Source organism: Pseudomonas sp. A014, assembly GCF_052378495.1.
Lineage (GTDB): Bacteria > Pseudomonadota > Gammaproteobacteria > Pseudomonadales > Pseudomonadaceae > Aquipseudomonas > Aquipseudomonas machongensis.
In genome coordinates this window covers 3383546-3405665 of sequence record NZ_CP199001.1, presented here as the reverse complement: position 1 = coordinate 3405665, position 22120 = coordinate 3383546, and the positions used below count along the sequence as shown (strand labels likewise).

The following is a 22120-nucleotide window of genomic DNA, read 5'->3' as shown; positions in this document are numbered from 1 at the left end:
AGCCTTGCGCTCCTTTGGTTGCAGGTGAATGTCTTGGCGCCTCGATGAGGCGCCTTTTTTGTGGCTGCCATTTGGCAGCGCACATCACCCCTTGTCGGAGGACGGCAAGATACGGTTGATGACCGTGCTGCCGTTGTCGTTGCGGGTCAGGTAGATCGGCAGGACCTTGGGCAGGTTGTTTACCAGACGGTTGACGTCGCGGGTGTCGTAGATGCCGCTGATGCGGATGTTGCCGACAGTGCTGTCGGCCAGCAACAGGGGTTTGTCCAGGTAGCGGTTGATCACCGGCAATGCCTGGGACAGGCTGAGGTTGTCGAGTACCAGGCGACCGCTGCGCCAGGCCAGGCTATTGGCATAGTCGTCGCTCTGGGCCAGTTGCGGTTCGAAGTCACCGATGCTGTAGCTGGCCTGCATGCCGGGGCCGAGGCGGTAGCCGCCTTCGCCACTGTGGCTGGAAACCAGCACTGAGCCTTCGACCAGGGTCACCTTGACCTGATCTTCGTACTTCCACACGTTGAACTGCGTGCCGGTGACCCGCGTCTGGCCGTGACCGGCGCGCACGATGAAAGGGTGCTCGCTGTCGTGGGTAACCTTGAAGAAGGCTTCGCCCTTGATCAGGTCGACCTGGCGCCGGTCCTTGTAGTTGAGGTAGCGCAGCTCGCTGTTCAAATTGAGCTCGACCTGGCTGCCGTCGTGCAGTTGCACCGTACGCACCTGCTGGTCGCTGTCGAAATGCTGATAGCGATTGGGCAACCAGCCTTGCTCCCAGCCAACCCAGCCGGCCAGGGGCAGGGCGAGCAGGGTGATCACCGCGGCTGAGGCCAGTGGTCGCCAGTTGCGCTGGTGGGACCTGGCCGCAGGCAGTTCGGTCACGTTGGTAGTACGCGGCAACATGTCGGCGGTATGCCAGATCTCCAGCATCGCCTGGTATTCCTCGGCATGCCGGGTGTCGGTGGCCAGCCACTGGGCAAATGCCTCACGCTCGGCGGCCGAGCAGTCCTCGGCGTGCAGGCGCATGCACCAGTGCGCAGCGGCATCGGTGATGGCATCGTCGTCGAGGGGGGTGAGGCGGTCTTGGTTCATTGCGGCTCCCGGTTTTGCGCATTCTACCTGCCAGAAGGGCCCTGCGAGAACCAAGATAATGGCGAATGACTATCAGTTGCGATTTTTTTGTCGGTTTTCCGGCGCAGCGGCATAGGGGGCACCGAGAGGGCTGAGGGAACAACGACTTAGATAGCCTGCTAATAAAAGCTTTGACATTAACTGCCTAGGCAGTAATATTTTCTAACATCTTTTCTGAGCGATGCCGATGGCCCATTTCACCCCGGAAAACTTCCAGACCTGCGCCATTGGCATGTTGCTCGGCCGCGCCTCGTTATTGAAGGACCGCATTCTTGACTGGCACCTGGAAGCTGATGGCGTTACCGCTGCGCAGTTCAAGGTGTTGATCATCGTGACCCAGTACCAGGTAGATACCCCGGCCGAACTGTGCCGCTGCCTGGGGCTGGACAGCGGTTCGATGACGCGCATGCTCGATCGCCTCGAGCAGAAGGGCCTGATCCTGCGCAACCGCTGTCCCGACGACCGTCGCCAGGTGCGGCTGGCGCTGACCGACGACGGTCAACGTCTGGCTGACCGTCTGCCGGAGATCGGGGCAATGGCGATGAACGAGCTGGTCGGTTCGCTCGAACCCGACGAGCTCAAGATCCTCGAGACGCTGCTGGCAAAGATTCTCTTGGCCGCCAGCGACCCGTTGACGATTGCCCGTTTCGGCGATCGCACCCCTGATCCGACTTGATTCAAAGGTACTTCTCATGGCCACACCCTCGGATGCACCCACTCCCGCCGAAGTGCCCGACGCCACGCGCAAGCGCAAGACCTGGCTGCTGGCCCTGTTGCTGGTATTGATATTGGCCGGCGCCGCCGGCTGGGCCTGGTACAGCTTGGTCGGGCGCTGGCACGAAAGCACCGACGATGCCTACGTCAACGGTAACGTGGTGGAGATCACTCCATTGGTGACGGGTACCGTCACCAGCATCGGCGCCGACGATGGCGACCTGGTGCACGCCGGCCAGGTGTTGTTGCGCTTCGACCCCAGTGACAGCGAGGTCGCGCTGCAGGCCAGCGAGGCCAAGCTGGCGCGCACGGTGCGCCAGGTGCGCGGCTTGTACAGTAACGTCGATGCACTCAAGGCCCAGGTGCAGACGCGCCAGGCCGAACTGAAGAAGGCTCGCGAGAACTACGCCCGGCGCAAGGTCCTGGCTGACAGCGGGGCGATCGCCGCTGAAGAGCTGTCGCACTCACGCGACGACCTGACCGCCGCGCAGAGCGCCCTGGACAACGCCCGCCAGCAACTCAACACCAGCACTGCGCTGATCGACGACACCGTGGTGTCGTCGCACCCGGACGTGATGGCCGCGGCCTCCGACCTGCGTCAGGCTTACCTGGACAACGCTCGCACCACGTTGGTGGCGCCGGTGACCGGCTACGTCGCCAAGCGCACCGTGCAATTGGGGCAGCGCCTGCAGCCGGGTACCGCGACCATGGCGGTGATTCCGCTCGACCAGGTATGGATCGACGCCAACTTCAAGGAAACCCAGCTGCGTGACATGCGTATCGGTCAGCCAGTGGAGATCACCGCCGACCTGTACGGTAGCGAAGTCAAGTACAGCGGGACGGTCGACAGCCTGGGCGCCGGCACTGGCAGTGCCTTCGCCCTGCTGCCCGCGCAGAACGCCACGGGCAACTGGATCAAGATCGTCCAGCGTGTGCCGGTGCGGGTGCACCTGAACCCCGAGCAGCTCAAGGATCATCCGCTGCGCATCGGCCTGTCCACCGTGGTCGAGGTCGACCTGCACGACCAGAGTGGCCCGGCGCTGGCCCAACAGCCGCCGCAACAGGCCAGCTACACCACCCAGGTGTATGACCGTCAGTTGGCCGAGGCCGATCGTCTGATCGCCCAGCTGATCCATGACAACAGCGCCGCCAGTGGCAAGACGGCGCAGCGATGAGCAACGGCGCATCCGCCCAGTTCACCCCGCCGAGCCTGCTGCTGACCACCATTGGGTTGTCGCTGGCGACCTTCATGCAGGTGCTCGACACCACCATCGCCAACGTGGCGTTGCCAACCATTTCCGGCAACCTGGGGGTGAGCTACGAGCAGGGCACCTGGGTCATCACCTCCTTTGCGGTAAGCAATGCCATTGCGCTGCCGCTGACGGGGTGGCTGAGCCGCCGTTTTGGCGAGGTGAAACTGTTCATCTGGGCCACCTTGCTGTTCGTGCTGGCGTCGTTCCTCTGTGGTATTGCCCAGTCGATGCCCGAGCTTGTGGGCTTTCGCGTGCTCCAGGGCGTGGTCGCAGGCCCCTTGTATCCGATGACCCAGACCTTGCTGATTGCGGTCTACCCTCCCGCCAAACGGGGGATGGCGCTTGCGTTGCTGGCAATGGTGACGGTGGTGGCCCCGATTGCCGGGCCAATCCTCGGCGGCTGGATCACCGACAGCTATAGCTGGCCGTGGATTTTCTTCATCAATGTACCGATCGGTCTGTTCGCTGCCGCCGTTGTGCGCCAGCAGATGCGCACACGTCCGGTGACCACCAGTCGCCAGCCGATGGATTACATCGGCCTGCTGACGCTGATCGTCGGTGTCGGCGCCTTGCAGGTGGTGCTCGACAAGGGTAACGACCTGGATTGGTTCGAGTCCTCGTTCATCGTGGTGGGTAGCCTGATTTCCGCGGTCTTCCTGGCCATCTTCGTGATCTGGGAACTCACCGATCGGCACCCGGTGGTGAACCTGCGGCTATTCGTGCACCGCAATTTCCGCATCGGCACCCTGGTGTTGGTGGGCGGGTATGCGGGCTTCTTTGGCATCAACCTGATCCTGCCCCAGTGGCTGCAGACGCAGATGGGCTACACGGCGACTTGGGCGGGGCTTGCGGTAGCGCCGATCGGCCTGCTGCCGGTGATCATGTCGCCCTTCGTTGGCAAGTATGCGCATCGCTTCGACCTGCGCCTGCTCGCAGGGATCGCCTTTCTGGCCATTGGCGCAAGCTGCTACATGCGTGCGGGTTTCACCAACGAGGTCGACTTCCTGCACATCGCCCTGGTGCAATTGTTCATGGGGATCGGGGTAGCGCTGTTCTTCATGCCGACCCTGACCATCCTGCTTTCGGACCTGCCGCCGCATCAGATTGCCGACGGCTCTGGGCTGGCGACGTTCCTGCGTACACTCGGCGGCAGTTTCGCCGCCTCGCTGACCACCTGGATCTGGATCCGCCGGGCCGACCAGCACCATGCCTACCTGAGCGAGCACATCAGTCAGTACGACCCGGCAACGCGTCACACCCTCGAGCAACTCGGCGGGGCGACTCCGCAGAGCTATGCGCAGCTTGAGCAGATCCTCAACAGCCAGGCCTACATGATGTCGACGGTGGACTACTTCACCTTGCTGACCTGGGTGTTTGGCGCCTTGATCCTGCTGGTGTGGCTCGCTCGCCCGCCTTTCACGGCCAAAGCCGGACCCGCTTCGGCGGGGCACTGAGGTGTACTTGCGGCACGGCTGCGTGCAGCCGTTGCCGCAATCGGGGCTTTTCCCCTAACCTTGTAGGTCTATTCCTTCGACAGTGGCAGTTTCATGGACAAGGTCATTCTCATCACTGGCGCCAGCCGCGGTATCGGTGCCGCGACCGCGCGGTTGGCGGCGCAACAGGGCTACCGCATCTGCATCAATTATCACGCCGACGATCACGCTGCCGAACGCATCCTGGCTGAGGTTCGGGGGCTGGGCGCCCAGGCCATCGCCGTGCGGGCCGATGCCAGCGTCGAGGATGAAGTGATCCAGGTGTTCCAGCGGATCGACCAGGAGCTGGGCCCTGTCACCGCACTGGTCAATAATGCCGGGACCATCGCGACCCAGAGCCGGGTCGACGAGATGTCCGAATTCCGCCTGCTCAAGCTGATGAAAACCAACGTGGTCGGCCCGATGCTCTGTGCCAAACATGCCTTGCTGCGCATGTCGCGGCGCCACGGCGGGCAGGGTGGTGCGATCGTCAACGTGTCGTCGGTGGCTGCACGCCTGGGCTCGCCCAACGAGTACGTCGACTATGCCGCTTCCAAGGGCGCGTTGGACACCTTCACCCTTGGGCTTGCCAAGGAAGTGGCGGGCGAGGGGGTGCGGGTCAACGGCGTGCGTCCCGGTTATATCCATACCGACTTCCACGCCTTGAGCGGTGATGCCCAGCGCGTCACCAAGCTCGAACCTGGCCTGCCCATGGGCCGCGGTGGGCAACCGGAGGAAGTGGCCGAGGCGATCCTCTGGTTGTTGTCGGAGAAAGCATCCTATTCCACCGGCAGCTTCATCGATCTGGGAGGCGGGCGCTGAGCCTCAGCCCAGGATGTGTGTCACCCGTTCGAGCAGTGTTTTCAGCTCGAACGGGCTGGAAATGATTTCGATATTTGTTGGCAAACCGTCGTGGTCTGCCAGCGTCTGGGTGGCGTAGCCGGTGATGAGCAAGGCTGTGCAGCCAGGTGTCAGGGCCGCATTCATTTCGATCAGTTGCCTACCCTTGGGGCTGTCGGACAAGGCGGTGTTGCCGACCAGCAGGCCCGGGCGCAGCCCCTTGCGCAGGGCCGCAAGCGCCCGGTCGGTGCTGGCGAAGGCATGCACGTCGTAGCCCGCCTCGCTCAGCAGCTCGCTGATGACCAGCTTCATCGCCGCCTGGTCCTCGACCAGCAGGATTGACCGCGCAGGTGGCGGGGCCGGCAGGCTCTGCGGTTCGGGGGGCGGGAGGTTTTCAGCCCTGGGCAAATAAAGGTGAACGCAGGTGCCGTTGCCCGGAATCGAATCGAGGTGCATTTGCCCCCCAGACTGCCGCACGAAGCCGTACACCATGGACAACCCCAAGCCAGTGCCCTGCCCGAGCGGCTTGGTGGTGTAGAACGGTTCGATGGCTCGTTGCGCCACCTCCGCTGGCATGCCTTGGCCGTTGTCCTCGACTCGCAAGTGCAGGTATTGGCCCGGGGCGAGTCGCAGACGTTGGGCTTGCGCCGGGGTCATTTCCAGGTTTTCGCAATGAATCACCAAGGTGCCACCGTCGGGCATGGCATCGCGGGCATTGATGCACAGGTTGAGCAGCGCGCTTTCCAGTTGCGAGGGGTCGATGCAGGTTGGCCACAGCTGTGAAGCTGTGCGATCGATGAGCTCGATGTCCGAGCGCAGCGAGCTCTGCAGCAGCGCCAGCATGTCGCCGACCAGTTGCTGGATGTCGGTGGCGCGGGGCAGCAATGTCTGTCTGCGCGAGAAGGCCAGCAGGCGCTGCACCAGTGACGCGGCCTTGGACGCGTTTTGCTCGATGATGCCGAACAGCCGGCTCACCTCATCGTTCTGCGGCCCGCACAGGCGTGGCTTGGCAAGCTCCAGCGCACCGAAGATGCCACCGAGCAGGTTATTGAAGTCGTGGGCGATGCCGCCGGTGAGTTGGCCGACCGCTTCCATTTTCTGCGCCTGGCGCAGCGCCTGCTCGGCTTCGCGCAGGCGCTCCTGCTCAAGGGTGCGCTCGGTGATGTCGTAGGCGAACAGGCAGGCGCTGAGTGGCGGGCGTTCGTCGCTGTGCAGCGGGGTGATCCGCAGCTCGTAGTGGCGCCGATAGGGCGGCCCGTCGAAGGCGACGCTTTCGATCACCGTTTCCCCCGCCAGCGCTCGGTTGACCAGTGGTAGCAGGCATTGGAGCGGCTGTGGCAGGCCGGCAAGCGCTTCATCCAGGCGATCGCCGGTCCTGGGGCAGAAACCGTGCAGGCGCTGGAATGTCTGTCGGGCAGTACGGTTGATCGCTTGCAGACGCAGGTCCGGGGCGATGACGAAGACATTGGCCAGGCTGTGATCGACCAGCTCGATGAACAGCCGGCGTTCGGCCAGGGTCTGGTCGAAGCGCTGCTCGAGTTGCTCGTGCACTCGGCGCAACAGGACGTTGTCCAAGGGCGATACTTCGGCTTGCTGCGCTAGCCGGTTTTCCAGCTCGCCGTTGCGCTGCTGCAAGGCCAGGATCTGTTGGCGCAGTTGAGTGGGGTCGTTCATCGGGTGCTCGTCCATGTGCAGGTAGCCTCACTATAGCGGCTGATCCTTCAGAATGAGCGCACGATACGCCCCAGTGTCTCCATCGCAGTCTCCGTGGCGTCGTTCCACGGGCTGCCGTAGTTCAGCCTGATGCAGTTGCCGAAGCGCCGGGTCGGCGAGAAGATCGGCCCCGGTGCGATGCTGATGCCTTGCGCCAGGGCCATGTGGAACAGCTTGAGCGCGTCCATCTGCTCGGGCAATTCCAGCCACAGGAAGTAGCCGCCGGCGGGCTGGCTGACCCGTGTCTGCGCCGGGAAGTGGCGGGCAATGGCGGCGAGCATGTTGGCCTGCTGGCCTTCCAGGGCGTAGCGCAACTTGCGCAGGTGGCGATCGTAACCGCCATGTTGCAGGTAGTCGGCGATGGCGGCCTGAGCCGGCATCGAGGCGCAGAGCGAGGTCATCAGCTTGAGCCGCTCGATCTTCTGTGCGAAACGGCCGGCGGCGACCCAGCCCACCCGGTAGCCTGGGGCCAGGCTCTTGGAGAACGAGCCGCAGTGCATGACCAGGCCATCGCGGTCGAAGGCCTTGGCCGGCTTGGGCGCTTGCTGGGCGTAGTAGAGCTCGGCGTAGACGTCGTCCTCGATCAGCGGCACCTGGTGGCGGTGCAGGAGTTCGACCAGTGCCTGCTTTTTCGCCTCGGGCATGCTCGCACCGACCGGGTTCTGGAAGTTGGTCATCGACCATACGGCCTTGACCGGGTGTTTCTCCAGGGTTTGTGCCAGCACCCCCAGGTCCATGCCTTCACGTGGGTGCACGGGAATTTCCACGGCCTTGAGCTTCAGTCGTTCGAGCACCTGCAGGCACACGTAGAAGGCCGGGGCTTCGATGGCAACCAGATCTCCCGGCTCTGTGACTGCCTGCAGGCACAGGTTGAGGGCTTCCAGCGCGCCATTGGTGATCAGCAGCTCTTCCATCGGCAGCATCAGGCCGGCGACCATGTAGCGCAGGGCGATCTGGCGGCGCAACTGCGGGTTGCCCGGTGACAGGTCGGTGACCACCACGCGTGGGTCCATGGCGCGGCTGGCGCTGGCCAGCGAGCGGGCCAGGCGCTGCAGCGGGAACAGGGTGGGGCTGGGGAAGGCCGAGCCGAAGGGGACGGTGTGAGGGTCCTTGATCGAATCAAGGATGGAAAATACCAGGGCACTGACGTCGACATCGGTGGATTCGCTGACCGGTGCCTGTGCCTGGGGTTCGCTGAACTGGCGAGGTGCGTGGGTATTGACGAAGTAGCCCGAACGCGGCCGGGCACGAATCAGCCCGCGGCGCTCGAGCAGGTAATAGGCCTGGAACACCGTGGAGGGGCTGACCCCGTGGGTCTGGCTGGCGTAGCGTACCGAGGGCACACGCTGTCCGGGGCCAAGCACCCCGGAGCGGATCAGTTCTGCGATATCGTCGGCGAATCGTTCGTAGCGTTTCATCGTTGTGTTATTCGGCCTGGCAGGCAAGGTTCAAGGCAGTGTAAGGGATCAGCGGTTGAGCGGCGCAACGAAACGGCTGCGTGCACGGCTGTGCACCTGCGGCTGGTCGCTGTCCTGTACTTCGAACGTGAGGTCTACCGAACTGCTCGTTGGGCGTTCGGCGAGCATCGCCACCGATACCGGCAGTTCGCTCATTTCTCCGGCAGGAATGAATATCGCTTGCTTGCCGTGCAGCACGAAGCCTTCGGCGTCGACCAGACGTAGTCGATAGTGCTGGGGATGCTGGGTCTTGTTGATGATCTTGAGCAGGTAGATATTCTCGATCTGGCCCTGGGCATTTTCACGGAACAGGCCGCGGTCCTTGATGACGTCCAGCGACACCATCGGGCGCGTCTGCAAGGCCATCACCAGGGCGCCGATCATGACCAGCAGGGCCGTGGCGTAACCCAGCAGGCGCGGTCTCAGCCAGTGGGTGCGGCCGCCTTGGAGGTTGTGTTCGGACTTGTAGCCGATCAGGCCGCGGGGGTAGCCCATCTTGTCCATGACCCCGTCGCAGGCGTCGATGCACGCAGCGCAACCGATACAGGCCATCTGCAGGCCGTCGCGGATGTCGATGCCGGTGGGGCAGACCTGCACGCACAGTGTGCAGTCGATGCAGTCGCCCAGATGCTGTGCCTGTCGGTCGCTGCCTTTCTTGCGGGGACCGCGGCTTTCACCGCGGCCTGGATCGTAGGCCACGGCCAGGGTGTCCTTGTCGAACATCACGCTCTGAAAGCGCGCATAGGGGCACATGTGCATGCACACGGCTTCACGCAGCCAGCCGGCGTTCAGGTAGGTGGCGGCAGTGAAAAAGACCACCCAGAACAACGCTACGCCGCCCAGCTGAAGGGTCAGCAGCTCCTGGGCCAGCGGGCGGATGGGGGTGAAGTAACCGACGAAGGTGAGGCCAGTGATCACCCCGATGGCCAGCCACAACCCATGCTTGAGGCTGCGGCGCGCGAACTTGCCGAGGCTCCAGGGCGCGGCGGCCAGGCGGATGCGCTGGTTGCGGTCGCCTTCGGTGACCTTCTCGCACCACATGAAAAGCCAGGTCCAGACGCTCTGCGGGCAGCTGTAGCCACACCACACCCGCCCGGCGAAGACGGTGATGGCGAACAGGCCGAAGGCGCAGATGATCAGCAGTGCCGACAGCAGGATGAAATCCTGTGGCCAGAAGGTTGCGGCAAAGATGTGGAACTTGCTGTCGGCAAGGTCCCAGAGCACGGCCTGGCGACCGTTCCAGTCCAGCCAGGCCGTGCCGAAGAACAACACGAACAACAGGCCGGCGAAGCCGATCCGCAGGTTGCGGTACAGGCCTGTGAAGCTGCGGGTCTGGATGCGCCCGTCTGCGTGGCGCTTGGGGGGCTTGGCCGCAGGCTCGATCTCGATGATTCGGAAGGGGATTCTCTCGCTCATGGTGGTTCGCTCATCAGGCCTCGATCAGGCCCGGGCACTATGGCCCCCGATCTGTTTACAGCACAGGCTCAGGTAGAGCGATAAAAACCATATCAGATGAACGAGAAGTCCCTTGCAGGCCTCAGATTACGGAGCCTGGAGCACTGCTCTTGAGATGTCTGCGACTATCCACCGCACCGATCACGGTCAGGGCGTCGGCTTCGGCTTCGGTGATTGGTATGCGTTCACCCGCCAGCACCGCGACCGACATGCGCAGCTGTTCATCGGTGAAGATCTCGATCTCCGGCCCCAGGCCTTCTATGCGCAGCTTGTCACCGATCAGTGTGCAGCGTTGGTTGCTTTCGTCGATTTCTACCGGCATGACGTTACCCTCCGCAGGTGGTTACGGGTGTGACCACAGCGCGCTTCGGGTTGCTGCATCGTTCCGCCGGGCGGATGCTGCCGCACTCCGGGCAAACGCAGCGGTCAATCTTTCAATAGGCCACGGCGCGCTGGTGTGGAGAAACCCATGGATTCCTGGTGGCAGAATGTTTGGCAAGCGATACGGGCAGAGTTCACCGACATCACCGATGAAGGCGAGGTGACGCGGATTCTCGTGCGTCTGCTGATGGCGGCGGTGCTCGGCGCGGTGTTGGGTTTCGAGCGCGAGCACAAGGGCAAGTCGGCCGGGGTGCGGACACACATGCTGGTGTCCATGGGTGCAGCCCTGTTCGTGCTGGCACCGAGCATGGCCGGTGCCGATGCACAGGCGCTGAGCCGGGTGATACAGGGGATCGTCGCCGGGATCGGTTTTCTTGGCGCGGGCACCATTCTCAAGGGCCATGGCCAGGACACCAATCACGTTAAGGGGCTGACGACGGCGGCAGGCCTGTGGATGACGGCGGCGATCGGCACGGCGGCGGGCATGGGGCGCGAGGCGACGGCGTTGGTCAGTACGGTGCTGGCCTTGCTGGTGTTGAGCAGCATGCCGGTGCTGGTGGAGAAGGTCGAGGGGGAGGGTGGTGAGGCGAAGAATGAGGAAAACACAAAGCACTGAGGGGAGCCGAAGCTCCCCTCAAAGCGTTGTTGCCTGCTCTTTTTATTATTGAAAACCGGCCTGTTGTTGTTTTTGTCAGCCTGTTTCGGTGTAACCGGGCCCCTATCCGGGGCCAAGAGCAAACGTATTTTTTTGAGCGCTGACCTGCCTTCATCATTGCTGATCCGATCCTGACAGTCGCTACCTCAAGGTAGTTTTGTTGTTCTGTGTCAGGTCGCGGGGACGAACCCCTGGAACGCGTGCCTACTCCAAAAAAATCTGCTTGCTGCGCCTCTGCCGTGTTGTTCTTGTTATGTCAGAGCCGGTGCATGTTGTTTTTATTGGGGTGTCACGTTTTTTTATTTTTGTTGTGCCAGAGATAAAGCAGATGCCGTGCCAACTTTTCAATATCCATTAAAATCAAGGGCTTAGAGATTTGAGGCGATTTTTCATGACCTGAAAATCTCTCGAATTGTTTCCGTGTTACCCGATTTTTTGCTGGGTGGACGGGGCCGGGTAACACTTTTGGCACAGTCGTGTGGTCGGGCGCGGCTTACCCCTGTGCGAATGCCTTCAGGCGCTCGCCGTCCAGGCGATAACGTACCCATTCATCTTGCGCTTCTGCGCCCAGCGCCTGGTAAAAACCGATAGCCGGTTCATTCCAGTCCAGTACGCTCCATTCCAGGCGGCCGCAACCTTTGGCTACGGCCTCGCGCGCGATGTGCCGCAGTACCTGGCGACCAGCACCGCCGCCGCGTTGTTCGGGGGTGATGTACAGGTCTTCGAGGTAAATGCCGTTGCGGCCCAGCCAGGTTGAGTAGCTATAGAAGTACACGGCAAAGCCGATGGCCGTGCCGTCGCGCTCGCACATCAGGCTGTGCACGGTGCTGCCTTCATCGAACAGGCTGTGCTCGATATCGGCCAGGGTCGCTACCACTTCGTGGCGCGCGCGCTCGTAGTCGGCAAGCTCGGTGATGAAGTCGAGGATCTTGGCGGCGTCGGCGCGACGGGCAGGGCGGATGGTCAGACTCATGAAGGCTTCCTTGTGGTTGGCGGGCACCATGGTAATGGGCCTGGGCCGGCTTGCCGAGATGTAAAGCAAGCTTGACATGATGCGCGGCCTCGCCTTCAATGTAAAACACACTTTACATCCGAGGCTGTTGGCATGCTGCACAAACGTCATGTGATTTCATTCGTCCTGTTCCTCGTCGCCTATATGGCCTGTGTGCTGGTCAGCAGCCATTTCCTCGCGTCCATGGCGCCAGGCGTTGCCAAGACCCTGGTGGCGCTGGTGCCGGTGCCGGCCATGATCGGTATGGCCTGGGCTGTGGTGCAGCAACTGCGCAGCCTCGATGAAATGGTCCGGCGCATCCAACTGGAGGCGTTGGGGCTGGCATTCGTCGCGACGGCGCTGTTGACCTTCAGCTACGGTTTTCTGGAGACCGCTGGCTTCCCACGTTTGTCGATGTTCATGGTCTGGAGCCTGATGGGGCCGTTGTGGGCGCTGGGGACCTTCATCGGGGTGAGGCGTTACCGTTGAACAACCGCATCCGTGAATTGCGAAGTGGGCGTGGCTGGTCGCAGGCCGAACTGGCCGAGCGGCTCGGTGTTTCGCGCCAGACCGTCAATGCCATCGAGACCGGCCGCTACGATCCGAGCCTGCCGCTGGCCTTCAGCATTGCCGGGGTTTTCGAGTTGAGTATCGAAGAGATCTTCGATCCCTCTGCGGCGGTACAGTGATGTGTACAGGTTTAATTTAAGGTAACTGTACCGGTCTGCGCGAGAGGGGTTCCGCTAGTGTGGCAGGACACGATAATCAGTACCTGACGGAAGTCCCTGCCATGCTCGGCTCATACGATCTGCTCACCGCATTCATCCTGTTCGCCTTCGTTTCTTCGATCACCCCAGGGCCGAACAACACCATGTTGCTGGCGTCCGGCGTCAACTTCGGTGTGCGCCGTTCGATCCCCCATGCAATGGGCATCAGCATCGGCTTCATGCTGATGGTGCTGGGCGTGGGGTTCGGGCTGGGCGAACTGTTCAAGGCCTGGCCGCCGCTGTACAGCATCCTGCGCTACGTGGGGGCCGCTTACCTGCTGTACCTGGCGTGGAAGATCGCAACTTCCGGGCCGATCTCCGGGGATGCCGCAGGGACGCGCAAGCCCCTGAGCTTCTGGGGAGCGGCTGCTTTCCAGTGGGTCAATCCGAAGGCCTGGGTCATGGCGGTCGGTGCGATCACCACCTACACCCCGGCCCAGGGCTATGTGCTCAACGTGATTGTCATCGCCGCGCTGTTCGCCTTGGTCAACCTGCCCAGCGTGGGGATCTGGGTCATGTTTGGCAGCGCCTTGCGCAACCTTCTGCAAAATCCGCGCTGGCTGATGCTGTTCAATGTCCTGATGGCCTTGCTGCTGGTGATTTCGTTGTATCCGCTGCTGTTTGTAGAATCGTCGTTTTCCTAGTTCGATGAGTGCGGTACACGATGCAGCTGATTCCCTGGTCCCATGATTGCTCGGAAGGTTTCACGCTACGGGGTTGGCATTCCGAGCCGAGCGGCAAACCGTTGCTGCATTTTCTGCACGGCAACGGTTTCTGCTGCCTGGCATACGAGCCCATGCTGATGCGCCTGGGGGAACACTTCGACCTGTGGTTGTGCGACGTCCAGGGGCACGGCGACAGCGATCACGGCGGCGCCTTTCGTGGCTGGAACCGCACTGCGGAGTTGGTCCTGGAAGCATTCGAGGCGGGACGCCAGGTGTTTGGCGATGTGCCGCGCCATGCGCTCGGACACAGTTTTGGTGGGGTGCTGACCGGGCTGATCCTCGCCAGCAGGCCTGGGTTGTTCGAGCGTGCAGTACTGCTCGATCCGGTGTTGTTCAGCCGACGCATGATCGGGGTGATGGGCGCGGCGGCACTGGTGGGCCTGCACCGGCGTCATGCCCTGGCGCGCAAGGCCGCAACCCGGCGCAGCCATTGGCCGGACCGCGAGGCGGCGCTGGCGTCGCTGCAGGGGCGGGGGATCTTCAAGGGTTGGAGCGACGCGGCGCTGCACGCGTATATCGGGCATGCCATCGGCGATTGCGGCGAAGGCGTGGTGCTCAAGTGCCGACCCGGCCGTGAGGTTGAGATTTTCAGCACCTTCCCGGCGCGCATGTGGCCAAGTCTGCAGCGCATCACCACGCCGACGCTGATCCTGCATGGTGAAACCACCTACCCATTCGTGCCGCATTCGGTGCGGCGCCTGGTGGCGCTCAATGCCAATGTCAGCGAGCGACAGGTGGCGGGTGGTCATTGCTTCATGCAGGAAGATCCGGTGAGCGCCGCGCAGGCGGTCGAGGCGTTCCTGCGCGGTTGAGTCCGATGGCCTGCGCCGTCAGGCCAGTTCCAGCCAGATGGGGGCGTGGTCCGAGGGCTTCTCCATCGCCCGCAGTTCATAGTCGACGCCCGCCGCCTTCAGGCGTGGAAGCAGTGCCTGCGACGCCATGATCAGGTCGATGCGCAGGCCACGCTTGGGTTCGTCCTCGAAACCGCGGCTGCGGTAGTCGAACCAGCTGAAGCGGTCCGCTACCTCCGGGTGCAGGTGACGGAAGCTGTCCACCAGGCCCCAGCCTTTGAGGCGCTCCATCCATTCACGTTCTTCGGGCAGGAAGCTGCATTTGCCGGTCTTGAGCCAGCGCTTGGCGTTATCGGCACCGATGCCGATGTCGCAGTCCTGGGGCGAGATGTTCACATCGCCCATCACCACCAATGGCTGGTCATTGCGGAACTGACCTTCGAGCAGGGTCTGCAGGTCGCTGTAGAAGCGTTGCTTGGCCGGGAACTTGGTGGGGTGGTCGCGGCTTTCGCCCTGGGGGAAGTAGCCGTTCATGATGGTGATCGGGGTGCCGTCGGCATCGGCGAAGGTGCCCCAGATGAAGCGGCGTTGAGCGTCCTCTTCATCGGTGCTGAAGCCCTTGACCAGCGACAATGGCGCCTGGCGCGAGAGCAGGGCAACCCCGTAGTGGCCCTTCTGGCCATGGAAATGCACGTGATAGCCCAATGCTTGTACTTCGGCCAGCGGGAACTGATCGTCACTGACCTTGGTTTCCTGCAGGCCGATGACGTCTGGCTGGTGCTTCTCGATCAGCGCAGCCAGCTGGTGCGGGCGGGCGCGCAGGCCATTGATGTTGAACGAGACGATCTTCATGGAAAGACGATCCTGGTAAAAGCCTCGGATGCTAGCCGACATCGGCCGTCATCACCAGCGTGGCAGCGTCGCTGGGGCGCTGCTAACGTGCTGGAGGGGGAACGATGTGCGACACGACGCCTCCAAGGCTCTGCTACGTACATTCCAGGAGGATCATCGCAATGTCCGACGCCCCGGCGCATATCAGCCTGCTCGACGATGGCTACAGCCGCGAAGTGCGTTCGCTGCTCTACCATGCGTATCGCCACGAGCCGACCTTCGCCTATCTGTTCGATGCACAGCGGCGGGGTTATGAGCGGCGCCTGCGGGTGATGGTGCGCGAATGGGTGCGCCAGCACTTCTACCTGCAGTTGCCGGCAATCGGTGTGCTGGTCAACGACCGCCTGGTCGGTGCCGCGCTGATCGTGCCGCCGCAACGTCGCCTTGGAGTGGCCGACAGTTGGGCCTGGCGCCTGCGCATGCTGCTGGGGACAGGCCGGCGCTGCACGCGTCGATACCTCGAGTATCAAGCGGCACTGGCGGCGTGCCTGCCCAGTCAGCAAGTCCATGTGTTGCCTCTGCTGGGGGTGCACCCGCAGTTTCAGGGGCAACACTATGGTGAGCAATTGTTACAGGCGGTGCACGACTGGTGCGCCGACGATCCCGATACCCAAGGCGTGATCCTCGACACCGGCAATGCCCATTACCTGGCCTTCTACGAGCGCCAGGGCTATCAGGAGATTGGTGAGGTCGCGGTCGGGCCAATCCGAGAGAGAGTGTTCTTTCATCCGAATCCGCTGTCCTCCAACCCGGCAATTGCTTGATCGCAACCTCCTGCGGCTTACGCTGCCGCTTCGCTCTGGTAGCATGCCCCGCATGACGTATTCAGGAAGACTTGGTTGGGGCGTGCTGTTGCTCGCCGCCAGCTGCACAGCATGGGGCCAGAGCGAACTGTTGGTACGGGTCAAACCGTCCAACAAGACGTTGCAGGCCAATATCGAAGGCTACATCGGCAGCCTGGGCGATCGCGACGAGGAGGCCTTGCTGCGGTTCAGCCGCGGGGCTGAGGAGCAGGCGCGCAAGGCGGCCCAGGCGCTGGGCTACTACCAGGCGCAGATCGATACCGAGGTCAAGCCGCCGAGCAAGGCCGATCAACCCGTACAACTGATCATTCGGGTCGACCCGGGCGAGCCGGTGCGTCTGCGCAATGTGACCGTGCGCATCGAAGGCCCGGCGAGCGAGATGAAGGCCTTTCGCATTCCGGACAGCAAGGCATTGCGCCCGGGCGAGCAGCTCAATCATGGTGTCTACGAGGACGCCAAGCGGCTGATCCAGAACCAGGCTTCGCGCTATGGCTTCTTCGACGGGCGCTTTTCCCGTCAGCGCCTTGCGGTAGACCCGCAAGCAGGCGTTGCGGATATCGAACTGGTGTACCAGAGTGGCCCGCGTTATCGCCTGGGCAAGGTGACCTTCGGTGGCGACGCACCGCTGGACGACGACCTGCTGCAACGCATGGTCGGCTTCAAGCCGGGAACACCCTACGATTCCGAACTGGTGGCCGAACTCAATAACGACCTGCAGTCCAGTGGCTATTTCGAAGGAGTACGTGTCGATGCGGCGCCGACGGCGGCGGTCGATGACGTGGTGCCGGTGGACGTGCGCCTGGATACCCGTAAACCGCGGACGCTGGGGCTGGGCCTGGGGTTCTCGACCGACGTGGGGCCACGGGGCAAGGCCAACTGGACACGGCACTGGGTCAATCCCCAAGGCCACAGTTATGGCTGGGAGACCGAGCTCTCGGCGCCCCGGCAGAACGTCGGCCTGTGGTATGACATCCCGCTGGACCCTCCACTGACCGACAAGCTGCGCTTTGCCGGTGGTTACCAGAACGAAGAGATCGCCGGCACCGACACCCTCAGCAAGCTGCTGACTGTCGGCCCCGAATGGCACAGCAAACTGCCCAGCGGCTGGCAGCGGGTGATCTCGCTGAAGTACCAGCGCGAGGAGTACCGCCTGGGCGACGACTCCGGGCTGAGCAACCTGCTGATGCCTGGGGTGAGCTTTTCCTATTTGCGCAGTGACAACCGCATCGACCCGCACAATGGCTATCGCCTGCAGTTCGACCTGCAGGCGGCCAAGGAAGGGCTGGGCTCGGACACCAACCTGGTGCATGGCAATGTCCTGCTCAAGGGCCTCACCACCCTGGGGCAGAACCATCGCTTCCTCGGGCGCGTGCAGTTCGGTGGCAGCGCTACCAACGGCTACCAGCAGAACGTCCCGCCCTCACTACGCTTCTTCGCCGGTGGCGACCAGAGCGTAAGGGGCTATGACTACCAGACGCTGTCGCCGAAGAACAACAAGGGCGACCGTATCGGTGGCCGCTACCTGGTGGCCGGCAGTGCCGAGTACCAGTATTCGCTCACGGAGAAATGGCGCGTGGCGACCTTCATCGACCAGGGCAATTCGTTCAATTCGCTGGAACTGCCCAGCCTCAAGACCGGGGTCGGCATCGGCGTGCGCTGGGTCTCGCCAGTCGGGCCGCTGCGTCTGGACCTGGCGCGCGCGCTGGACGACGACGGTGGTATCCGGCTGCATTTCTCCATGGGGCCTGAACTGTGATGCGCCTGCTCAAACCTGTGTTGTCGATCGTATTGGGCTTGCTGGTGCTGGTGGGACTTTGCGCAACTTTGGTACTGGGAACGCAAGCGGGCAGCCGCTGGGCCCTGAGCCGGGTGCCGGGGCTTGAGGTCGAAGACTTCCAAGGCCATCTGGGAGGCCAATGGCAGGCCGCCCGTGTGGTCTGGGCCCAGGATGGCAGCCGGGTCGAGCTGCAGGCACCGCAACTGCAATGGTCACCATCGTGCCTGTTGCGCGCCACGCTGTGCGTGCAGCGGTTGCAAGCCGAGCGCATCGACATGGCGTTCGCTGCGAGTGAGTCGCAGCCAGAAACTGGGCCGTTGCAACTGCCCGAACTGCGTTTGCCGATCGCAATCGAGCTGGGTGAGGTCAAGATCGGTCAGTTACGCCTGGATGGCAGTGACCTGCTCGGCGACCTGCAACTGGCCGCCCACTGGACCACCGAAGGCCTGCGTATCGACGCCCTGCAATTGCAGCGTGACGACCTGCACCTGAGCCTGCAGGGCAATCTGCTGCCCCAAGGTGATTGGCCGCTTCAGGCCGATGCCACCCTGCAACTGCCGGCAGTGGATGGTCAGGCCTGGCAATTGGTGCTCAATGCCAAGGGCGACCTGCAGAAGACCTTGGCCCTCGAGGGCACCAGCACGGGTTATCTCGAGGCGAAGCTCGAGGGTGAGCTGCAAGCGCTGGCCGATCACTTGCCCGCGACACTGCAGATCCGCGCCGAGACGTTCCGGCCCTCTGCCTCGTTACCCGACCCGCTGCAACTGAACCAGCTCAACCTTCAGGCCAAGGGTGATCTGCTCAAGGGATACCTGCTCAAGGGTACGGCCAGCCTTCCGGCCGAGCAGGGGCCAGTGGCCCTGGCCCTGAGCGGCAAGGTCGATGCCAAGGGTGCCCGACTCGAGACACTGGACCTCAGCGCCAGTGAGACCCAGCGCCTCACGTTGCAGGCCAGTGCCGACTGGCAGCAAGGGCTGACGGCCGATGCCCGGATCGACTGGCTCGATTTTCCCTGGCTGCGTCTGTACCCGATGGACGAAGCACCGCAAGTCACGCTCAAACGCTTCAACGCCCAGGTGCACTATCGCGACGGTACCTACACCGGTGATTTCAAAGGAGACCTCGATGGCCCGGCCGGTGCGTTCAGCCTGGCCAGCCCGTTCGATGGCGACCTGACCCAGGTGCGCCTGCCACAGTTGGCACTCGTGGCCGGGCAGGGCAGGGCATCGGGTGCCGTGGCGCTGGGCTTTGCTGACGCGATTACCTGGGATGTCGATCTGCAACTGTCGGCGCTCGACCCCGCCTATTGGCTGGCGGAGCTGCCGGGCACCCTGGCAGGGCCGCTGCGCAGCAAGGGTGAATTGAAGAACGAGCGTCTGCAGCTCGATGCCCAACTTGACCTCAAAGGGCGCCTGCGTGGTCAGCCGGCGGTGCTCAAGGCGGATGCCAAGGGTGCAGGTGAGGCCTGGACGCTCGGTGCGCTGGCGATCCAGTTGGGTGACAACCGGATCAATGGCAGTGGCAGCCTTCAGCAGCGCCTTGCCGGTCGCCTCGATCTCGACTTGCCGCGCCTTGGCCAGCTCTGGCCGCGCTTGCAGGGGCAGGTCAAAGGTCGCCTCGATCTGGCTGGCACGCTGGCTGCGCCGCAGGGTGCCTTTAGTCTTCAGGGGCAACAGCTGGCCCAGGCCGACAACCGCATACAGCGCCTGGATCTCGACGCACGCCTGGACAGCGCCCAGCGTGGACTGATCACCCTCAAGGCCGGCAATATCCGCCTGGGCGAAACGGCCTTGGGCAATCTTGATGCCACGGGCAAAGGTGATATCCGTCAGCAGGCGCTGACACTGGCGCTGAATGGCCCCCAGCTCAAGCTCGACCTTGCATTGGACGGCACGCTCGGCAAGGGTGATTGGCGTGGCCGCCTGGCCAGCGGGCGCATCCAGGCGGGCGGTCAGGACTGGCAATTGCAAGCCCCCGCCCGCCTGCAGCGCCTGGCCAACGGCCAGCTCGACTTCGGTGCACATTGCTGGCGCTCCGGCGCTGCCAGCCTGTGTGGCGAGGATCAGCGCCTGGCGCCGGATCCACGTTTGCGCTACCACCTCAAGCAGTTCCCCATCGACAGTCTGGCCCAGTGGCTGCCGAAGGATTTCGCCTGGCAAGGCATGCTCAATGCCGACATCAACCTGGATATGCCGGCCAGCGGCCCCAAAGGCACGGTGCGCATCGATGCCAGCGGCGGCACGCTGCGGGTCCGCGATAACGGGCGCTGGATCGACTTCCCCTACCAGACGCTCCGCCTGGACAGTACCTTGGCACCGCGGCGGGTAGACACGTCGCTGGCGTTTCGTGGCGACCGGTTGGGGGAGTTTAACCTGTCGACACGCATCGATCCCCTGGGCCGGGACAAACCGCTTTCCGGTGAATTTCGCCTTTCCGGGCTGGACCTGTCGATCGCCCGGCCTTTCGTGCCGATGGTCGAGCGCCTGGCCGGGCAACTCAACGGCGACGGGCGTTTGTCGGGTACCTTGCTGGCGCCCCAGGTCAACGGCAACCTGACGCTTAGCGGCGGGCATGTCAGTGGCGCCGAGTTGCCGGTCAGCCTGGAAGACTTGTCGTTGCGAGCGCTCGTCGCCGGGGAGCAGATCCGGATCAGCGGTGACTGGCGAAGTGGCGAGGCCGGTCGCGGGCAATTGGCCGGCGAGCTGGCTTGGGGGCAGGCGTTGGCTGTCGACTTGCGTTTGCAAGGCCAGCAGCTTCCAGTGAACGTCGAGCCCTATGCCGCGCTGGAGGTCGCGCCGGATCTCAATATCCGCCTGTCCGGCGACAAGCTGGCGGTGACGGGCAAAGTTCAGGTACCCAAGGGCAAGATCACCGTGCGCGAGCTGCCGCCTTCGACGGTGAAGGTCTCCGACGACACGGTGATTGTCGGCCACCAGACCGAAGAGGGTACGCCGCCGATGGCGGTCGCGATGGACATCGATGTCGAAGTCGGTCGTGACAAGTTGTCCTTCAGCGGCTTTGGCCTGACCGCCAATCTGCTGGGTCATGTGCACATAGGTGACAACCTGGACACGCGTGGTGAGTTGAGCCTGGCTGACGGTCGTTATCGAGCCTACGGCCAGCGCCTGACCATCCGTCGTGCGCGGCTGTTGTTCGCAGGCCCCCTCGATCAGCCATACCTGGATATCGAAGCGATCCGCAAGGTCGATGACGTGATTGCGGGTATTCGCCTGAGCGGCAGTGCCGAGCAGCCGACTACCCAAGTGTTCTCGGAGCCGGCCATGAGCCAGGAGCAGGCGTTGTCGTATCTCGTGTTGGGACGTCCCCTGGGCAATTCTGGCGAGGATAACAACATGCTGGCTGAAGCGGCCTTGGGCCTGGGCCTTGCCGGTAGCGCCGGGATTACCGGGAGCCTGGCCTCGAGCCTGGGAATCGATGATTTTCAGCTCGACACCGAAGGTTCGGGCAACAAGACCAACGTGGTGGCCAGCGGCAACCTGACCGAACGCCTCAGCCTGCGTTATGGGGTCGGTGTGTTCGAGCCAGCCAACACCATTGCCTTGCGCTACAAACTGAGCAAGAAGGTCTATCTGGAGGCCGCCAGCGGGCTGGCGAGCTCGCTGGACATCTTCTACAAACGCGACTTCTGATCTGATCGGCGGACAGTGGCGGCTTCGATGAACTCGTTGCCGTCTGCGCCTGGCTCCGGGGCGGGCATGGGCGGTGTGCGCACAGGCATGATCAGGTTGGTGTACTCCTCGATCAGCCGGTTGATCGCTTCGGGCGGCTCGCAGGCCTGGAACTGCATGCGGATCTGTACTTCGTCGGGGTCGCGTCCTTCGCCACGGCGCGTTTGGGCGCCGACGGTGACCTTGAAGTGCGAGCACGAGGTGGTGTCGTTGGCCTGCTGCAGCAAATCCTGTCGGGCCTGAGCGTTCTTCACGTGAACCGACAGGTCGACCTGCATGCGCTCCAGGGCCAGGCCCTTGGTGGACACCAGGGCAATCAGCGGGATGCGCAAGGTGTGCGTGTCGTCCATCGCCACTTCTACCATCTTGGCGCGCATCGGCATGCCGGGCTGCTCGGCGTCCACGTCGAAGAACTGATCGAAGAGTCTGAGGTATTGCTGGGCAATCAGGGTATTGGTTGCCGCGGCGGCTTCCTGGAGCCCGCGTGTGATGTCGCGCAGGTCGGTGGATGTCATGGGCGTTGGTTGAGCGTGTTCGCAGGGCTGATCCAATCAACGGTCTCCGGTGCGGATGCCGCAGGTGCCCGGGTGGAGACCTGCGGCAGGTGGGCGCGAGCTAGGCTAT

General features: G+C 63.2%; 20 protein-coding genes. 12 read left to right on the top strand and 8 right to left on the bottom strand.

Going from position 1 to position 22120, the window contains the following annotated elements:
• Positions 1–84 precede the first annotated feature (84 nt).
• Complete coding sequence (locus ACTYOL_RS15435) at positions 85–1083, bottom strand: FecR family protein (protein ID WP_200603438.1); 999 nt, start codon at positions 1081–1083, stop codon at positions 85–87.
• A gap of 226 nt (positions 1084–1309) precedes the next feature.
• Between ACTYOL_RS15435 and ACTYOL_RS15430 the strand changes: the two genes are divergently transcribed.
• From ACTYOL_RS15430 to ACTYOL_RS15415, 4 genes are all read left to right on the top strand, one after another.
• A complete protein-coding gene (locus ACTYOL_RS15430; RefSeq protein WP_054925628.1) occupies positions 1310–1798 on the top strand; it encodes a MarR family winged helix-turn-helix transcriptional regulator in 489 nt (162 codons plus the stop codon).
• Between the two features lie 16 nt (positions 1799–1814).
• On the top strand, positions 1815–3011 hold the full coding sequence (locus ACTYOL_RS15425) for an HlyD family secretion protein (RefSeq protein WP_153772728.1): 1197 nt from the start codon (positions 1815–1817) through the stop codon (positions 3009–3011).
• On the top strand, positions 3008–4543 hold the full coding sequence (locus ACTYOL_RS15420; RefSeq protein WP_153772727.1) for a DHA2 family efflux MFS transporter permease subunit: 1536 nt from the start codon (positions 3008–3010) through the stop codon (positions 4541–4543). The genes ACTYOL_RS15425 and ACTYOL_RS15420 overlap by 4 nt, the downstream gene beginning before the upstream one ends.
• 93 nt (positions 4544–4636) lie before the next feature.
• On the top strand, positions 4637–5383 hold the full coding sequence (locus ACTYOL_RS15415; RefSeq protein ID WP_054891540.1) for an SDR family oxidoreductase: 747 nt from the start codon (positions 4637–4639) through the stop codon (positions 5381–5383).
• Positions 5384–5386: 3 nt separating this feature from the next.
• Here the strand turns inward: ACTYOL_RS15415 and ACTYOL_RS15410 are convergent, their stop codons facing one another.
• The 4 genes from ACTYOL_RS15410 to ACTYOL_RS15395 all read right to left on the bottom strand — a co-directional run bounded on the left by ACTYOL_RS15410 (position 5387) and on the right by ACTYOL_RS15395 (position 10348).
• Positions 5387–7075 (bottom strand): PAS domain-containing sensor histidine kinase, encoded by a 1689-nt coding sequence (locus ACTYOL_RS15410; protein WP_200603440.1) that lies wholly within the window; start codon positions 7073–7075, stop codon positions 5387–5389.
• 47 nt (positions 7076–7122) lie between these two features.
• Entirely contained in the window at positions 7123–8532 is a 1410-nt protein-coding gene (gene mapR / locus ACTYOL_RS15405; protein ID WP_054891539.1) for a GntR family transcriptional regulator MpaR, read from the bottom strand.
• Positions 8533–8580: 48 nt separating this feature from the next.
• A complete protein-coding gene (gene ccoG / locus ACTYOL_RS15400; protein WP_444756534.1) occupies positions 8581–9987 on the bottom strand; it encodes a cytochrome c oxidase accessory protein CcoG in 1407 nt (468 codons plus the stop codon).
• A 121-nt stretch (positions 9988–10108) separates the two neighbouring features.
• Positions 10109–10348 carry a DUF3203 family protein gene (locus ACTYOL_RS15395; RefSeq protein WP_054891537.1) on the bottom strand — a complete coding sequence of 80 codons (240 nt, stop codon included), beginning with the start codon at positions 10346–10348 and terminating at the stop codon, positions 10109–10111.
• A 147-nt stretch (positions 10349–10495) separates the two neighbouring features.
• Here ACTYOL_RS15395 and ACTYOL_RS15390 point away from each other — a divergent pair, with 147 nt between their 5' ends.
• Positions 10496–11023, top strand: a complete 528-nt coding sequence (locus ACTYOL_RS15390) for an MgtC/SapB family protein (protein ID WP_054891536.1) — start codon at positions 10496–10498, stop codon at positions 11021–11023.
• Between the two features lie 532 nt (positions 11024–11555).
• On the opposite strand, the gene ACTYOL_RS15385 is transcribed toward ACTYOL_RS15390, so the two are convergent.
• Positions 11556–12035, bottom strand: a complete 480-nt coding sequence (locus ACTYOL_RS15385; protein ID WP_065862946.1) for a GNAT family N-acetyltransferase — start codon at positions 12033–12035, stop codon at positions 11556–11558.
• 132 nt (positions 12036–12167) lie between these two features.
• Here ACTYOL_RS15385 and ACTYOL_RS15380 point away from each other — a divergent pair, with 132 nt between their 5' ends.
• From ACTYOL_RS15380 to ACTYOL_RS15365, 4 genes are all read left to right on the top strand, one after another.
• Positions 12168–12542: a hypothetical protein gene (locus tag ACTYOL_RS15380; RefSeq protein ID WP_153772723.1), complete on the top strand. Its 375-nt coding sequence runs from the start codon at positions 12168–12170 to the stop codon at positions 12540–12542.
• Positions 12539–12742 (top strand): helix-turn-helix transcriptional regulator, encoded by a 204-nt coding sequence (locus tag ACTYOL_RS15375; protein WP_054891534.1) that lies wholly within the window; start codon positions 12539–12541, stop codon positions 12740–12742. Before ACTYOL_RS15380 ends, ACTYOL_RS15375 begins: the two co-directional genes overlap by 4 nt.
• A gap of 101 nt (positions 12743–12843) precedes the next feature.
• The gene (locus tag ACTYOL_RS15370) at positions 12844–13464 is read left to right on the top strand and encodes a LysE family translocator (protein WP_054891533.1); all 621 of its coding nucleotides are present in this window, start codon (positions 12844–12846) and stop codon (positions 13462–13464) included.
• Between the two features lie 20 nt (positions 13465–13484).
• Positions 13485–14357: an alpha/beta fold hydrolase gene (locus ACTYOL_RS15365; protein ID WP_153772722.1), complete on the top strand. Its 873-nt coding sequence runs from the start codon at positions 13485–13487 to the stop codon at positions 14355–14357.
• A gap of 18 nt (positions 14358–14375) precedes the next feature.
• On the opposite strand, the gene xthA is transcribed toward ACTYOL_RS15365, so the two are convergent.
• Entirely contained in the window at positions 14376–15188 is an 813-nt protein-coding gene (xthA, locus tag ACTYOL_RS15360; RefSeq protein ID WP_054891531.1) for an exodeoxyribonuclease III, read from the bottom strand.
• A gap of 161 nt (positions 15189–15349) precedes the next feature.
• Between xthA and ACTYOL_RS15355 the strand changes: the two genes are divergently transcribed.
• Genes ACTYOL_RS15355 through ACTYOL_RS15345 form a run of 3 tightly spaced genes read left to right on the top strand, consistent with a single transcriptional unit; the run spans position 15350 to position 21457 of the window.
• A complete protein-coding gene (locus tag ACTYOL_RS15355) occupies positions 15350–15991 on the top strand; it encodes a GNAT family N-acetyltransferase (RefSeq protein WP_153772721.1) in 642 nt (213 codons plus the stop codon).
• Between the two features lie 52 nt (positions 15992–16043).
• Positions 16044–17786 (top strand): autotransporter assembly complex protein TamA, encoded by a 1743-nt coding sequence (locus tag ACTYOL_RS15350; protein ID WP_444756533.1) that lies wholly within the window; start codon positions 16044–16046, stop codon positions 17784–17786.
• The gene (locus tag ACTYOL_RS15345; RefSeq protein ID WP_444756532.1) at positions 17786–21457 is read left to right on the top strand and encodes a translocation/assembly module TamB domain-containing protein; all 3672 of its coding nucleotides are present in this window, start codon (positions 17786–17788) and stop codon (positions 21455–21457) included. The genes ACTYOL_RS15350 and ACTYOL_RS15345 overlap by 1 nt, the downstream gene beginning before the upstream one ends.
• Here the strand turns inward: ACTYOL_RS15345 and ACTYOL_RS15340 are convergent.
• Positions 21439–22011, bottom strand: a complete 573-nt coding sequence (locus ACTYOL_RS15340) for a DUF2589 domain-containing protein (RefSeq protein ID WP_151924919.1) — start codon at positions 22009–22011, stop codon at positions 21439–21441. The genes ACTYOL_RS15345 and ACTYOL_RS15340 overlap by 19 nt on opposite strands.
• Positions 22012–22120 lie beyond the last annotated feature (109 nt).